Genomic DNA, 15,421 nt, shown 5'->3' on the forward strand with positions numbered 1-15,421 from the left:
TTTCGAGTAGTTACTTTCCTTTTAAATAAAAAGTCCCCAGTATTTGCACCATTTGCCTTCGCTGGTACCAATCGTTGAAGACCAATTCTACCTGATCAAAACGCTGCGCTCCGAAAGACCGGTTCTGGAATTTCTTCAGTAGGTCCAGCACCTTTTCAGTTTGCTGCACTGGCTTTTGAAACCGGATTACGGTACAATGAGCGGAGATCAGGCGGTACCGTTTATCCAGCGACTGCTCCAACGTAGACTCTGCAAAGCTAGCTCGTAGGTTATTTCTGCACTTTTCAAGTTCACCGTTCTCCGGAAAGCCTTTAATCATCAAACAGGATGGAGAAGCAAACACTCCCGCAAAGCGCAGAGGAATAGGTCGAATGCCTTGCAGGGCCTGTTGAATCAGTTCGAGGTAGGATGGAAGTTTCAAGCCCTGCAAGCGAAATCCCGAATAACAGGAAATAACAGGCATAAGGGTCACATGAATGTCCGATGAGGGATAATAATACTGCCCGGGAGCCACTCGATAAACGGCTTCGATAAAATCCGAAAACGCAGCCAGCAGCTCCTCGCCCGGTCTTAGCAAAAGCGTCAATCCTCTCCTCGAATCGGAGGGGTTCAAAATTTCGGGATCAAAGGAAAATCCCTCCTTCCTCACTATGTCCATTGCTTCGGTATGCAACCGGTGATAATGCCCCTGCAGGTCCATCAATCGCTTGCCTCATCAAATTTCCGAAAGACCAATTGCAGCAACTCCTGTACTTCATCCGAATGCACATCCCACTTTAGGGTATTCACAAAGCTGCTATTCATCAGACTTACCGCGTCAAAAAAGCTATCTGTCCGGTCCAACTCTTCCAGTGCCTGGTCCATAAGATCCGGATTGCCCTGAAAAAGCCGCTTGGTAAACATGATCCGTTGGTTGATGCCCATTCCTTCTCTGATATGCTCAATACTGCCTTTCATGTAGGCATGTTCTTCCGATTCAAATCGGGCCCAAGCCAGGGCCGGATCTATACTTAAAGATCGCTCGTCGGAGGGTGCTTCCCCCGCCTCTTCATCAGCCGGAACTGCCTTTTCCAAATTATCCTCGTTAGGTTCATTGAAAGGCCGGGCAGTATGCGCTTCAGTATCCGATTCCCATAGGATCAGTTGATCCATGTCAATTGGCATAATAGCACTTATCGGGGCAAGTAATTTTTCCGGAGACGCTTCTTCACTAAAATGACTGTCAAAGCCCTGAAGTAGTTTTTCTCTCCATGCGGGGCTCTCCGGAGACTCAGACAGAAAGTCAACAGCCGGTTGCCAGGAAGCAGCATGCCACTTAAGGTATTTACGTAAACCCTTAAAGTCTGGGCTTGATTTTAGAGCCTGTTCCTGCAACTCTTCTTCCATAAAGGAAAACGGTTCCACTGAAAGTTTCAGTGTTTTTTCCATGGAACGCTCTAAAAGGGGTTTGAAATCCTCCTGCCGGATCTTTATGGCCCTGGAAAGAGCATTCATAAAATCCTCCAACGCACTTATTACTTTTTTATCCTTGAAATCAAAAAACGGAATCCGTGATAAAAGGTCCATCTGCTCCTGCCAACTTTCGAAAAGGGATTTGATCACCATCAGGTTTAGCTGCCTGCAAGGGGTAAGGGTAGCGATTTCCTCCCCGCTAATGGTTTCAGTTGATTCAAAAAATTCGTTGCATACCTTTTGGGTAAATTCCCTGGAATACCAGGCAGCGTATTCCGTATTTAAACTGCGTTGTCTTTCCATATGAATCGTCATTATTCGGTTAAAAGTACCTGTAAAGGTAGGGATTTTATCCTTTAAAGAAAGGATGCATTGCCTAACAAGAGACTCGCAAGGGTGTAAAAAAACAGATAAAAACCCCTAATTTTGAGGATTCCAATGGAGCCCTTATATTTCTGTCTGCCTTTGGTGCTGTTATTGGATAGTCGTTGTTGTTAATCCTATTTTTATTACCATGTTTATCGAACCTTCGTTAGGAAATCACGATCAAGCTGCTCGAAAAGGGCAGGTAGAAGTTATCTGCGGATCCATGTTTTCTGGCAAAACTGAAGAGCTAATCCGAAGATTAAACCGCGCCCTGATCGCCCGGCAAAAGGTTGAGATTTTCAAACCTGCCTTGGACCAGCGGTACCATGAGGAAAATGTGGTGTCCCACAACGAAAGCATCATCCGTTCCACCCCGGTTCAATTTGCAAACGATATCCTATTATTGGCGGGAAACTGCGATGTGGTGGGCATCGACGAAGTTCAGTTTTTCGACAATCAAATCATCTCCGTGGCCGAACAGCTGGCCCATGCTGGAGTGCGGGTAATCCTGGCGGGCCTGGATATGGATTTTGAAGGGAAGCCCTTTGAACCCATGCCTCAATTAATGGCCATCGCGGAGTACGTAACCAAGGTACATGCCATTTGCATGAAATGTGGGGATTTGGCCGCTTTCAGTTACCGGCTCTCCGGTGAGAAATCCAAAGTCATGCTGGGAGAAAAAGAGAGTTATGAAGCCCGATGCCGCAGGTGTTTTTACCAGGGCAAGGAATCCTAATACCATGCTACGAAAGACCAGCGGTATCGTCATTAACTATATCAAATACAGGGAAACGTCTATTATCGTACGGATTTTTACCCGGGATTTGGGTCTAAAGACCTATTTGGTGAACGGCGTCAGGAGTGAGAAGTCTAAAACCAAGATGGCCCATTTCCAACCGCTTACCCTACTGGAACTGGTCGTGTATGATAAGGAAAACGCCAACCTTAACCGGATTTCGGAAGTCAAACTGGCCAACGCTTTTCAGCGCATCCCTTTTGATTTTTACCGTTCGGGTATTAGCTTGTTTATGGGGGAAATCCTGGGAAAAGTCGTGGTGGATAATTACCAGAATGAAGTCCTTTTTGATTACCTTTTCAGACTCATCCTAAAACTTGACAGCTCCGAATTCAAACCGGGTCCTTTTATTCTTCTTTTCCTGATTCGTACCTCCCGGTATTTGGGATTTGAGCCGGAAGACGCTAAGGAGTTTTACCTTCAACTGCCAGTGGAACAAACCGGAAACACACATCAAGAAAAAATAAATTACCTGGACCAGTTGTTGGATAGCGAAGGAACACTCCTCCCCGCCCTTCCTGCGCATCTGAAAAGAATGTTGATTGATGACTGGATCCTATTCTATAAAATTCACATTGACGGGTTCGGAGACATTAAATCCCTTGCCGTCCTGCGAACACTGGTCAAATAGCTGTCTTTTTTTATTCCACTCGGATATTTCGGGAAATTGAGGTATAGTTACCCGGAATTGGTTGGCCGGTTTCGGAATTCAGCAGGCGGATAAAAAGGTCGTAGTTTCCTTTGGGAATCCCTGATAGGGAAAGTGCTTCCACTTTTTGGGTACGGAGCGTATAATCTCCTAATTCAACCTGAATAGCCAGCCCGTCCAATTCTGGGTCTCCGCCTAAATAAATGAAATCAATCAGAATTGGCTCCCCTTCGGCAAATTGCTGCTGATCCCTGGGTAAGTGAAGTAGAAGGGATGGCTGTAGGTGGTCCTCGGAAAGTTCGGCCCCTCCTACCGAAAAGTACCTTTCGGAGAAATTACCGTATTCTTTTAGCGCAAGACCCTGCTCGTCCAGCAAAAAAGTCACCGCTCGGTATGTCCCCTTGTCCAATTCCATCTGAAAAGAGGGAGTCGAATGGGCTTTCGGGGTAGCCCCATTTAAGGAAAGGATAAACGGTCTTTCTTTGCCCAAGGGATAATTCCGGATATTAACGGAAAAGAGCACCTTCCCAGGTTCAAAATCTTCATTTCCGGTCGGTGAATAAATGTCTACCATGGCATCCGGCATACCTGCTACCGGTATTTCTTTAAATTCCGGGGCCGGTGCCAGAGGCTCCGCAGTGCCTTCTGACTGTGAAAGGACCCGGGATTCATTTTTATTGTCCGAAGAGTCACAAGAAACGAACAAAAGCAGGCAAAAACAAGCAGCATAAATGCAGGGATAAACCTTCATAGAAACGGAGTTAAAAGCAAACAAAGGTATTTAATTTTACCCCAAAAAAAATTACCTTGCAACAAACTTGATAATGAATGAGCGAAATATTATTTGATGAAGTCCCTTCTCTGGATCTGGCTGATTTTACTTCGGGGAGTCCCGAAAAAAAAGCTTCTTTTGTGAAAAACCTGAGTGATGCCTACCAAAACATAGGGTTCGTAGCCATAAAAAACCATGGCTTGCATCAATCCCTCCAGGATGAGTTATACGAAGCCATTCAGTCTTTTTTTTCTTTACCTGACAAGGTGAAATCAGCTTATGAAAAGCCGGAAATTGGCTTTCAACGCGGATACACTGGCAAAGGAAAGGAGCACGCCAAAGGTAGGAATACCGGAGATTTGAAAGAATTTTACCATGTTGGGCAGGAGCTGGATTGGATTCCTGAGGATGATGTGGTAAAAGCCGATTATCCTGCCAATGTCTGGCCAAATGAAGTCTCTCATTTCAAAGCCATTTCATTAAAAGCGTTTCAAACAATAGAAGCGGCCGGCAAGCACATGTTGCGGGCCATCGCACTCAGTCTCGGATTGGAAGAATCATACTTTGACGATAAGGTGCTTCACGGTAATTCTATTTTGCGATCCATTCATTACTTCCCGATTACCAACCCCGAAGAAGTGCCTGCAGATGCCGTCAGGGCAGCCGAACACGGTGACATCAACCTGATTACCTTATTAATGGGGGCAAGTGCTGACGGACTGGAGGTATTACGGAGGGATGGCAAATGGATCCCCATTACTGCCTTACCGGAACAATTGGTAGTAAATGTTGGCGATATGTTGGAAAGGTTAACCAACAAAAAGCTAAAATCCACCATACACCGGGTGGTGAATCCACCCCGGGAAAAAATGAACAGCAGCAGGTATTCCATTCCTTTTTTTATGCATCCCCGGTCAGAAATGGATCTTAGCTGCCTCGAAGACTGTGTAGATCGTGATCATCCGAAAACATATGAGGATTGTACGGCCGGTGAGTTTCTGGAAGAAAGACTAAAAGAATTGGGACTGAAAAAAAAGTAGTCGGATGATGACCATCAGGAGAGTACGGTTTTACATTTATTTAAAGGATGTGCTGGTACTTTCCTTAACTGCATTTGGAGGACCACAAGTCTTTCTGGCCATGGTTATTGACATAATGGTTCGAAAAAGAGGTTACCTGTCCGAAAAAGACCTGATTGAATTAAATGCGCTTTGCCTGATTTTGCCAGGTCCTACATCCACCCAAACGATTTCTGCCATAGGGTTTAGAATAGGCGGCCCTACCCTTGCTTACCTATCCCTGTTGGTATGGATATTTCCAGCCACCACCCTGATGATCGGTACCGCATTCCTGATAGACTATTTGCAAGCCAACACGGAAGGAGCTTTAGGTTTTGCCAAATTTATACAGCCCATGGCCATCGGGTTTATTTTGTATGCCGCCCAGATTACCATAAAAAAAATGATTCACACCGTAGAAGCAGCCATCCTGATGATGATCGCTGCTTTTGTGGCCTTTTTTTACAATTCTCCCTTTATTTTTCCCATCATGCTGTTCATTGGTGGGTTGATCACCACACATAATTATAACAAGCAGCCGGTAATTGAGGAGAAATCCAAAATCAACATCTCCTGGCGAAATTTCATACTATGGGCAGCTGTTCTCGTGGCAGCGGCCGTCCTGGGGCATTATACCCGACTGTTGCCTGTCAGGCTATTCGAAAACTTTTACCGAAACGGCAGCCTAATATTTGGCGGGGGGCAGGTATTGGTTCCATATCTCTATACCGAATTTGTGGAATTCAAAAATTACCTGAGCTCGGAAGAGTTCCTCACAGGCTATGCCATTTCCCAAAGTATCCCGGGCCCCACCTTTAGCATCAGCTCGTACATAGGAGCTCTGTCAATGCGGGAATGGGGGGTTACCGGTTTGGTTACTGGCGGCCTTATTGCAGCGGCAGGTATCTTTTTACCCGGTACATTTCTGATTTTTTTCGTTATCCGATTCTGGGACGGACTTAAAAAATACCGACCCGTACGTGCTGCCCTGGAAGGGATCAATGCAGTAAGTTGCGGCATGTTGATCGCAGCGGCTTATTTATTGTTTGAGCCCCTGGAAAACAATCTATTTAATATCATAGCCATCATTGGTACCTATGCCCTACTGCAATTTACAAAGATTCCCTCCCCGTTAATCATCGTGATGGGACTGGCCGCAGGCATTTCTTACCAATGGATACTAAAAGCCTTTGGCTAATTCCCCTTTTTTTCTTTAATTCAATCTTTAATTCATTTTTAAAAATGCAATGTTGACAAACGCCCATTTTTCCACTTTTGTAGATGAAATACCCTTCCATTATTAATATTTTAATACCGGATTGCGAGTGCGGGCATACCATGGCCGTTGTGAGGTGCCTTAAAGGTTATTCGCATGTGAAGCTACATGGTTGTTCCCGCCAAGCCAAAAGTCCTTTTCGGTATTCCCGGTATAAAAGAAGTTTTACGCTTTTGTCCTCCAATACCCCAAAAGAATACATTCGGGAACTGAATGAACTGATCGAAGAAAAAAGCATCGATTTGGTACTGCCAATAGATGAAAAAACGTATCGTTTTTTTGCGGTACATACTGAATCTTTTAAGGGAAAAGTCAGGTTAGCTGCTATTTCACCAACTGCGACCCTGGAATTAGCAACCAATAAATTTGAGCTCGCTAAATTTTGTGAAGCCAGGCAAATTCCATCTCCAAAAACCGCTTTTTTAAAAGAATATCAGGAAGGAAGTAACCAGTCACGTCTTGCTATTCCCCTCCCTCTCATTGTCAAACCCGAAACAGGTTGGGGAGGGAGGAATGTATACTGCATTTCCCGGGAAGAGGATTTTTTAGCGATCAAACCGACCACTCACCCACAGGAAGGGGATTACATTGTCCAGGAATATATTGATGGCTATGATATTGATATGAGCCTGCTAGCCAGAAATGGAAAAATTTTAGCCCACACCATACAAAAGGGATTTCTAAAACGAGCCAATCGCTTTGCCGCTTCCGCGGGTCTAGAGTTTCTGAAAAACGAAGGCGTTTACGAGTCGGTAAGCAAGCTGGTAACGGAACTTGGATTTTCCGGCATTGCCCATGTAGACCTACGCTACGATACTCAGGATGGGAAATTCAAAATTATTGAAATTAATGCCCGATATTGGGGCAGCCTGATTGCTTCTTACCGGGCAGGTGTTAATTTTCCCTATCTACATATTTTATCCAGTCTGGAAGAAGAAGTACCTCCAGCTTCTTTTGATCCAATCCACTACATGGACTTTATTTCCGCTGTGAAGAAAGGCAAGCGCTCTCTATTTTCAACCAAAAGCCTTCCATTTCAATGGAAAGACACGGATTATCAATTTTTCCTGGCCGACCCCATCGCAGAATTCTACAATGCCTGGAAGCGGAGGATCCGCTAATGCCTACCAATAAGTCGAATAAAGAGTCAACCTGGCAATATCTCGCTGACGTAACGGACCTGATTACAAGTTTGGAATGACCTCAAAAGGGCAGTTTTCCGACTATATACCTGAATATAACACCTGATTCTGGAAACAATTTATTGACAGAAAGGTAAAAGCTACCGATTAGATCACTACAAACTCAAATAATTTATTAAAATACATGTTAGGGTTAAAATTTAAACCGGCTTTTACAGTATTTATGCTTTGAGACAAAAAACTGGTTTGGATTTTAACCAAAAAAAAGAAGGATCTTGTAAAGATCCTTCCGGTTGGGTTTATTTTGAACTGACTAATAGCTATAATGTTTTGGAATTTTATCAAAATGATCTTTTCCAAACGTTCAAATTCCTTTAAACATAATAAAAATGTAGCAGAAACCAATAAAAACCGATAAAAATTTTTTTAACGGATTAGCCTGGTAAGTATCTACAGATTGGAAATCACAGGTAATAGATCCCTAGAAAATTGTTTTTCAGCACTTTAAAGAAAAGGAAGGCTAATAGTAAGCAAGTAGGTAAAAAAGGATTCTCTATTTTACGGATGGGGAATTTGATTCTATTCCTCAATTGTTTAACTTAAACTTTGTAAATATGTCTGGAATTAATTGAATCAATAGTTTTAGTTTTAGCCTGAAAAGGCTCAATAGCATACGAAATCGAACGTATTTTTCACTATGAGACCAGGATTAAAATTAAAACGGTTTCTTTTCCAGTACAGTCTGGTTCCTCCACACAAATGGAGGCCGGCAGCTACAGGAATGGTTGCCGTCTTTTTTGGTTTAGGTTTGTATCTGTTACGCCTCAGTAACGCTGCCTCCTATCTTTCCGATGACCCCCAGGCTTGTGTCAATTGCCATATCATGACGCCGCAATACATTACCTGGAACCATAGCTCCCATAGGGAAGTGGCACATTGCAACGATTGCCATGTACCCCATAATAATGTATTTAACAAATACTTCCTTAAAGCCAAGGATGGGTTATACCATGCCTCTATTTTCACCGCGAGGGCGGAACCGGAGGCCATTAAAGCGTTGGGACCTTCCATCGAAGTGATCCAGAACAATTGCATCCGATGCCACGAAACCCAGGTGACCGATGCCCGGATGTTGGGCTTTACAGCGGACCATTTTGAACATCGAACCGACCGGACTTGCTGGGAATGCCACCGTGAAGTATCTCATGGAAAGTTTAAGAGCCTTTCTGCCACCGGGCACCAGATTGAACCTATTCGTGCCCATGCACCAGAGGACCTTTCCATTATCCCGCCATGGCTGGAAACCATTATGAATGAGAACAACTAATAACCCCATCTATCATGAAGAATTGGATACTTTTCGGAATCACAGTTGTAGTAGAATTTCTTTTGGCCATGTTGAGATACACCATAATGGACCGGAAAACGGAAGCGCGATTTGCTTACCAACCAACCGTCCAGATGGAAGGGATTGAGCCCCGCGATTCGGTTTGGGGACTGAATTACCCCATGCAATACCAATCTTATCAAAAAACAGCAGACACTACTTTCAGCAGCCTTTGCAATACCAGCGGGTCCAGGGACCTGTTGGAGGATAACCCTGAAATTGTAATTCTTTGAGCGGGATATGGTTTCAGTAAAGATTACACGCATCCCAGAGGCCATTCCTACGCAGTGGAAGGTATTCGGGAGACCTTGCGAACCGGAGCTCCCATGGAGGCGGGAGAAGGCCCCATGCCGAGTGGCTGAAAGAAGGAAAAGCCAGGGAATCCAGAATGGAAACCGCGACTGTCATCGGGAGGTAAAATCCTTCCCCATTCCTGTTTCTTATTATTTTACCCAATTACCATTCAACTGTTATCTATTCCTATGAAGAATCGTCTATTTTTGATCCTGTTACCGCTTTGCTATTTCAGTATTTCACCTTTACTTGCTCAATTCACAGTCGACGGACAACTCATTCAGCGTGCCGAATATAGAAACGGGTACAGCAGGCTGATCAACAGTGCGGACAATCCAGCCGGTTTCATTGCTCAACGAGCACGAATCCAGGCAAGCTATGTAAGCGATGCCGTAACCATTTATATGAGCCTGCAAGATATCCGGACCTGGGGAAATACCTCTCAGGTAAAAGCAAGTGACAATTTATTATCTGTTCACGAGGCATACGCCGAATTATCTCTGGGGGAATTCTGGAAGGCAAAACTGGGACGGCAGGAGTTGAACTACGATAACTTTCGATTTCTGGGTAACCTTGATTGGGCCCTGCAGGGAAGAGCGCATGATTTTGCCCTTGTCAAATACGAAAAAAACGAACATAAACTGCATCTCGGTGCGGGGTACAATCAGGACGGCCAAAACCTTTCTGGAAACCTTTTTACAGTGCCCAATCAATACAAATTCGCCCAATTGGCCCGGTATGAAAACCGCTGGGATAACTTTCAATTTTCATTTCTATTTTGGAACGATGGGCGTCAATTTATCGAACGAAACAACCTGGGGGAAATCATTCTTGCTGAAACCCAATTCCGGCAAACCATCGGTATTCCAACCCTCAAATACCAGGTTGGCAACACCCTGTTTAGCGGTTTTTATTACCAACAACTGGGAAAATGGGGAAACCCGGTAAGTGCCTTTGACATCAACCTTCAGGTGACCCAAACCTTTGATTTCGACGCAGCCGAAGGGAAAATTTTCCGCCTGGCCGGAGGGTTTGAAATGTTGAGCGGTACTTCAAGTGAAGACCATTCAAAGAACAGGTCCTTTTCCCCTTTATATGGCACCAACCACTTGTACAACGGGTACATGGACCTTTTCTACGTAGGCGGAACCCACGAAAATAACGTGGGCCTTAAAGACTATTACCTTAAGGGCAGGATGACTTTTTCTCCCCGGTTTTTCATGCAACTGGACGGGCACTGGTTTAACAGTCAGGCCGAGGTCCTGTCCCTCAACCAAAATACCGATCCGATGGACTCCCACCTTGGAAAAGAGCTAGACTTATCATTGGGCTACGTTTTCAACGATGCCATTTCACTCCAGGGAGGATACAGCCAGTTTTTTGCCACCGAAACCATGGAACGGATACAAAATAACGGAAGCCTGAAGGCCAGTCAAAATTGGGCCTATCTCATGCTCATTGTCAGACCTACCATGAAAAATAAATTTATCGGAATCTTGCTTTAATTTATTGTATATGGTCAAATTACTGGTTTCCACCAAAACCACCCTCCTGCTTTTTCTTCCTTTTGCAAGTTCTATGGCCATTGCCACATTTATAGAAAATGACCACGGCACCCAGGTAGCACGCGGGATGGTATACGAAGCCTGGTGGTTTGAAGTACGGATGGGTGATGGGTTGGATGGGGATAAATTTTATTTTTCACTCTAAGAAATACAAGCTCTATCGCCAAAAAAAATGGCCTGTTGGTCTGTTTCACCTGGCTTTTATCTGCATCCTTTTGGGGGCAGGAATTACCCGGTATTTCAGTACAGAGGGTACCATGCTTATCCGGGAGGGTGAGGCTTCCGGCGTGTTTTTTTCCTCCGGAAATTACCCGCAATTAGAGTAACCGATTACCATAAATTTGAAAAAGCCTTTCCCTTGCTTACCAGCTCATTTAGCCCGGAGCAGCACACCGTAAATTTCCCGGGTTTACCTTCGCTTACCATTCAATTGGATGATTTCGTGCCTGGAGCCAGAAAATCCTTCCTCCCCGGCAATCAGGATTACCTGGATATTGCCGTGGCACAAGGGGCTGGCAGAAAAATTACCTGCTAAAATCAGGTGAAGTACTTTCGCTGGGGGACATGCTTCTTGCTACTGGTGCCGCAACAGAAGCTCCATTCGCCTATTCCAAACGGATGACGGCTGGAAAATCCTTAATAAAAAGCTTAAAAACCTGGATTATAAAAAAAGCCTGGCTATGGTGTCCCTGATGGGGCCCATACTGGACGGTTTTGCGCAGGACGCTTCCACTGATATACCGAAGGTGCCCGACGAAAAAGCACTTGCTTATGGCAAGCTTGTCGTGCAGGATATGGATGGACGGATGAAACCGCTGAACACCCTGGCCCTGGAGATCACACGGAAACTTACCGGAAAAACAAGTGCGGAAGTAACCTTGGGAGAAAATGAAATCCAGTTGAGTCCCGAACAACTAGTCTTGGGCGTTCAATTAAACCCGGAATTGTACCAACGAACGCCGCTGTTAAAAATTGATCTGGAAAAATCGGCAGGGGTTTTCCAAACCTTGCAGGTAGCGCCTGTTTCCAGGCTCAGTTTTCAGGACTTTATTGATGATGAGGGAAGTTACCTATTACACGAACAGGTAGAGGCGGTTAATCGGCTCAAGCCATCTGAACGATCGGATGCCGATAACGAATTATTGAAGACCGATGAGCGATTCAATATGTTTTACGGTCTGCTCACGGGAGATTTTCTACGACTGTATCCCAATAAATTGGATCCTGACGACAGCTGGTATACGAAAAACGAGTCCCGGCAGGGATTTACCGCCGAAGTTGCGCGTTTTGTGGCCAATATCGGTACGCTGTATTTGGAAGGGTTGCGGAAAGGAATGGAAACGGGAGATTGGAACGCATCCAATGAGGCCCTTTCTTACATGGACTTGTTTCAGCGGGAAGCCGGAAAATCCGTTTATCCGGCAACTGCTATGATCAAGGGTGAATTGCTTTACAACAAACTTCGGCTGGGCTCCAGGCTGTTCGGTCCTTTTTGGTTGATTGGTTTGGTGATTGGGAGGTATCTGGGTCAATGAAAGAATATATTTCGCCCCTACAGGGCTTTGGAGGCCGGAATCGAGGCTATTTACCACAGGGCTACACCCTGTGCTGCAGTGTTTCGCGCTTTCAGCGCTTGGGTTTTTCTATAGTGCTGGTATTCGTTACTATTCAATGAGCAGATATCTGGTTTTAGAGCGGGGCTGGTTGCTGACTCAATTAATTCTAGCACTGAAAGTGCGTCATATCCTAGCGATGGGTGCAGCCCATCGTGGTAATTGCATCATTGTTTTGGTAAGCCCTGGAGGGGCGAGATATTTTCTCTTGCCTGACCTATTGAATGCCGAATTTTCCATGACTTGCCCCTCGAAAACAAAGCCAGCAACGGGCGGTACAACGTTTATCAATTGAGAACGGCATAAAATGGAGTGGGTAGTACGCATGATCCCCCTCACAAATCTTTCTTGTTAAACCAACGGATGGAAACCGAAAAAGGAATCAGTGCCCAAAGGAGAAGTAGCACTAAAACCAAACCCTTGCCCCAGTTTTCGGTAAATACCTGTTGGAAAACGGCGCCAGTGTAGCCCATAAGGGCCGCGGCATCGGTCTGCATCAGTACCAGTATTCTGCCCAAATCCAGGGGGTTCAAAAAACTGATGTACAAGACCAGCTTTTCAATGGGGTATTCGTTGAAATTATACATCAGCAACAATACCAGGCCGTCAAACAGAAGCACAAAATAGACCCATATCAACAAAGAAAAACCCATGCCTTTCGTTCTATCAGAGGCCCAAATCGCCATCAACAAGGCCAACCCGATGAAAATAAGATTCCACAGACTTCCGGTGAGCAACAATAGAAGCCCTTCCCCTCCTGCACCGGAAAAATAAAGCGGTAAACCCAATCCAAACAAATAGACCCCAGTTAATACCAGAGATAAACTGGTATAAAAAGAGATCAGCAAGGTACTCCTTGCCAAAGGTTGTGCATGGAGCAGCAACAAAAACTCGTACATATTGTAAAAATAGATAATCGAAAAGACAAGGCAGATCATGGGAACTACCAAAATACTAATATTCAATAATGCCAGTAGGATCTTTTCGCCCTGTCCCTGAAGACTGATCAATCCAAAACCCGTAACCCAAAGAAAAAGGAGGTATAAAAAAATGGTTTTATTTTTGAACAGGTCGGTAGCCAAAAATTGGATGATTTTACCCATGACTCGTTTGTTTTCGTAAAAATGTCGCAATCATTGCATTCAATCTGTTTTCGGAAGTTTCTGCTTGCAATTCCGTCAATTGCTTATCAAAGAGCACCCTTCCCTCCATCAAATACACCAACCTGCTGGCGATGTCATCCAGATCATTCAGAACATGGGAAGTAATGAGAACCAACTTGTTTTCGTTATGGATGGTCTTACGTAATTTTTCCTTCAGTATTTCATTCGACACGGGGTCCAGCCCGGCAGTGGGTTCGTCTAAGATCAACACATCCGGATGGAACAAAAACGCCAAAGCTGCGCTTACCTTTTGACGCATTCCGCCAGACAATAGCCCCATTTTTTTCTGATAAAGGGCCTCTATTTCAAAGGCCTCAAAAAGTTCCAGATCATAGGTGGACTCCTCTGCACGAATGGATTTCATTAATGCAAAGAGCTCCTTTACCCTCATTTGTTCTGGAAAACGAGATATTTGAGGCATGTATCCGATATTTTTCCGGTAGGCGCTTTGCTGGTAAATATCCTCTCCGTTGAACTGAATCAGACCCGGTTGCACGGTATTTAACCCCAACAAGCACTTAATTAAAGTGGTTTTTCCGGAGCCGTTTGGGCCAATCAGGGCCAATCCCTCCCCTGCCGAAAAATAAAGATCAATTCCTTTCAGCACTTCCTGCCTTCCAAAAGTTTTGTGCAATTGGTTAATCGTAATCATAGGGATAGGGACTTATTTGCGGTTGAGAATCGATCAATTGTTCAGGGATAAACTGTGGAAACATGCGCTCCGCTACCTCCAGGCTGCTGACCAGAAAACTGTGCAGCAACATGTGCGCAGCCGGAACCTTATCTGTTATTAAGGCAAAAAGATTCACCGGCCTGTGAGGCAAATCCCCCACCCCGTCTTTGTTCAGATCGTAACCGGAATACTGGCTCCAGTAATTGCCTTCAAAATGATTTAAGTTCGTTTTAGAATTGGTCAATACCTCAAATGTATTCCCGATAAAATTATTATCCAGAATACGGTTATCCATGCAATTTCCCTTAATATCCATGGCCTTCCCATTGTTTTGCAAGAGGTTTTGAGAAAGAACCAGGCGGTTAGCTCCTTCGGCATAAATGCCCACGGTATTGGACTGGAACCGATTGCCGCGGATGGTACCATCTGAGATTTCCTTCAACAATAATCCGTAGCTGGCTCCTCCCCAGTTGTCCAAAAATTCATTGTTTTCCATGCTTATACGATTGCTAAACATTACCGCCACTCCCGATCCATTATTTTGAAACACATTATTCTCGTAGATATCGTCGTTGGAAAACATGAAGTGCAGCCCGTACCGCATGTTATTCCTGCTTTGATTAAAGGCAATGTAACTTTCGTCCACAAATTCGAAATAAATACCGTCCCGGTGATGACTCAGGGTATTGTGAGTTACCCGGATACGTTTTCCCTGCCAGATATGAATGGCATTCCCGGCTCGTGATTCCTCTTCTGCTGCCCCCGTGATGGTATTTCCATCCACCACGCATTCGTTGGATTTTTGGAGGTAAATCCCGAAAAAGGTATTCAATAGGCGGTTATTCCTGATCGTTACGTTTGAAACCCGATTTAAACGAATGGCAGCCCGGTCCTTTAAATAACTTACGCCTACGTTTTTCAGAGTGAGGTTTTCCAGGCTGACGTCGTCTGAAACAATGACGAAAATTTCATCTCCCATTTGCCCATCGACAATGGCCCCTTCCTCCCCAAGCAAAACCAGGGGCTTATCTACCAATATGCTATTTTCCTGGTAAATTCCTTTTTTAAATACCAGGGTATCGTAGGGAGCAGCCTGAAGAATCGCATCCGAAATAACCCTACCCTCCCCCGGATATAAAGCGATGGTTTTTGCATTACCCCAGGAGGGAAGCAGGGTCAGCAGGGATAGTATAATGGGTATCCATGAGCTCATAG

Annotated in this window: 17 protein-coding genes and 1 pseudogene; 12 read left to right on the forward strand and 6 right to left on the reverse strand. The window is 44.7% G+C overall.

The features are described from left to right. Window positions 1-10: 10 nt before the first annotated feature. Together GKS34_RS18370 and GKS34_RS18375 are read right to left on the reverse strand one after the other, a co-directional pair. On the reverse strand, window positions 11-658 hold the full coding sequence (locus GKS34_RS18370) for a 2'-5' RNA ligase family protein (RefSeq protein ID WP_240459361.1): 648 nt from the start codon (window positions 656-658) through the stop codon (window positions 11-13). A 41-nt stretch (window positions 659-699) separates the two neighbouring features. Further along, window positions 700-1,755 carry a DUF8457 domain-containing protein gene (locus GKS34_RS18375; protein ID WP_163386447.1) on the reverse strand — a complete coding sequence of 352 codons (1,056 nt, stop codon included), beginning with the start codon at window positions 1,753-1,755 and terminating at the stop codon, window positions 700-702. 211 nt (window positions 1,756-1,966) lie between these two features. On the opposite strand from GKS34_RS18375, the gene GKS34_RS18380 reads away from it, so the two are divergent. Together GKS34_RS18380 and recO are read left to right on the forward strand one after the other, a co-directional pair. Continuing rightward, a complete protein-coding gene (locus tag GKS34_RS18380) occupies window positions 1,967-2,554 on the forward strand; it encodes a thymidine kinase (protein ID WP_163386448.1) in 588 nt (195 codons plus the stop codon). Beyond that, window positions 2,508-3,245 carry a DNA repair protein RecO gene (gene recO / locus GKS34_RS18385; protein WP_240459362.1) on the forward strand — a complete coding sequence of 246 codons (738 nt, stop codon included), beginning with the start codon at window positions 2,508-2,510 and terminating at the stop codon, window positions 3,243-3,245. Before GKS34_RS18380 ends, recO begins: the two co-directional genes overlap by 47 nt. A gap of 10 nt (window positions 3,246-3,255) precedes the next feature. On the opposite strand, the gene GKS34_RS18390 is transcribed toward recO, so the two are convergent. Further along, window positions 3,256-4,014, reverse strand: a complete 759-nt coding sequence (locus GKS34_RS18390) for a hypothetical protein (protein WP_163386449.1) — start codon at window positions 4,012-4,014, stop codon at window positions 3,256-3,258. 77 nt (window positions 4,015-4,091) lie between these two features. Between GKS34_RS18390 and GKS34_RS18395 the strand changes: the two genes are divergently transcribed. From GKS34_RS18395 to GKS34_RS18440, 10 genes and pseudogenes are all read left to right on the forward strand, one after another. Next, complete coding sequence (locus tag GKS34_RS18395; RefSeq protein WP_163386450.1) at window positions 4,092-5,075, forward strand: isopenicillin N synthase family dioxygenase; 984 nt, start codon at window positions 4,092-4,094, stop codon at window positions 5,073-5,075. A 7-nt stretch (window positions 5,076-5,082) separates the two neighbouring features. Continuing rightward, a complete protein-coding gene (chrA, locus tag GKS34_RS18400; protein WP_163386576.1) occupies window positions 5,083-6,291 on the forward strand; it encodes a chromate efflux transporter in 1,209 nt (402 codons plus the stop codon). Between the two features lie 140 nt (window positions 6,292-6,431). After that, entirely contained in the window at window positions 6,432-7,490 is a 1,059-nt protein-coding gene (locus tag GKS34_RS18405; protein WP_163386451.1) for an ATP-grasp domain-containing protein, read from the forward strand. 718 nt (window positions 7,491-8,208) lie between these two features. Further along, a complete protein-coding gene (gene nrfH / locus GKS34_RS18410) occupies window positions 8,209-8,838 on the forward strand; it encodes a cytochrome c nitrite reductase small subunit (protein WP_163386452.1) in 630 nt (209 codons plus the stop codon). 14 nt (window positions 8,839-8,852) lie between these two features. After that, complete coding sequence (locus tag GKS34_RS18415; RefSeq protein ID WP_240459363.1) at window positions 8,853-9,131, forward strand: hypothetical protein; 279 nt, start codon at window positions 8,853-8,855, stop codon at window positions 9,129-9,131. Window positions 9,132-9,143: 12 nt separating this feature from the next. Further along, window positions 9,144-9,260: pseudogene (locus GKS34_RS23510) on the forward strand (ammonia-forming cytochrome c nitrite reductase subunit c552); the annotation flags it as partial. A gap of 120 nt (window positions 9,261-9,380) precedes the next feature. Continuing rightward, window positions 9,381-10,697, forward strand: a complete 1,317-nt coding sequence (locus GKS34_RS18420; protein ID WP_163386453.1) for an alginate export family protein — start codon at window positions 9,381-9,383, stop codon at window positions 10,695-10,697. Between the two features lie 10 nt (window positions 10,698-10,707). After that, the gene (locus tag GKS34_RS18425; protein WP_163386454.1) at window positions 10,708-10,902 is read left to right on the forward strand and encodes a hypothetical protein; all 195 of its coding nucleotides are present in this window, start codon (window positions 10,708-10,710) and stop codon (window positions 10,900-10,902) included. Between the two features lie 213 nt (window positions 10,903-11,115). Further along, window positions 11,116-11,292, forward strand: a complete 177-nt coding sequence (locus GKS34_RS18435) for a hypothetical protein (protein ID WP_163386456.1) — start codon at window positions 11,116-11,118, stop codon at window positions 11,290-11,292. A 145-nt stretch (window positions 11,293-11,437) separates the two neighbouring features. After that, on the forward strand, window positions 11,438-12,292 hold the full coding sequence (locus tag GKS34_RS18440) for a hypothetical protein (RefSeq protein WP_163386457.1): 855 nt from the start codon (window positions 11,438-11,440) through the stop codon (window positions 12,290-12,292). Between the two features lie 413 nt (window positions 12,293-12,705). Here GKS34_RS18440 and GKS34_RS18445 read toward each other — a convergent pair whose 3' ends face one another. Genes GKS34_RS18445 through nosD form a run of 3 tightly spaced genes read right to left on the reverse strand, consistent with a single transcriptional unit; the run spans window position 12,706 to window position 15,419 of the window. Then, window positions 12,706-13,473, reverse strand: coding sequence for an ABC transporter permease subunit (locus GKS34_RS18445; RefSeq protein WP_163386458.1), 768 nt, complete (start codon window positions 13,471-13,473; stop codon window positions 12,706-12,708). After that, on the reverse strand, window positions 13,466-14,185 hold the full coding sequence (locus GKS34_RS18450) for an ABC transporter ATP-binding protein (RefSeq protein ID WP_163386459.1): 720 nt from the start codon (window positions 14,183-14,185) through the stop codon (window positions 13,466-13,468). Before GKS34_RS18450 ends, GKS34_RS18445 begins: the two co-directional genes overlap by 8 nt. Beyond that, a complete protein-coding gene (gene nosD, locus GKS34_RS18455) occupies window positions 14,172-15,419 on the reverse strand; it encodes a nitrous oxide reductase family maturation protein NosD (protein ID WP_163386460.1) in 1,248 nt (415 codons plus the stop codon). Before nosD ends, GKS34_RS18450 begins: the two co-directional genes overlap by 14 nt. Window positions 15,420-15,421 lie beyond the last annotated feature (2 nt).

This window comes from Cyclobacterium jeungdonense (assembly GCF_010994275.1).
In the GTDB taxonomy this organism is placed as follows: Bacteria; Bacteroidota; Bacteroidia; order Cytophagales; family Cyclobacteriaceae; genus Cyclobacterium; species Cyclobacterium jeungdonense.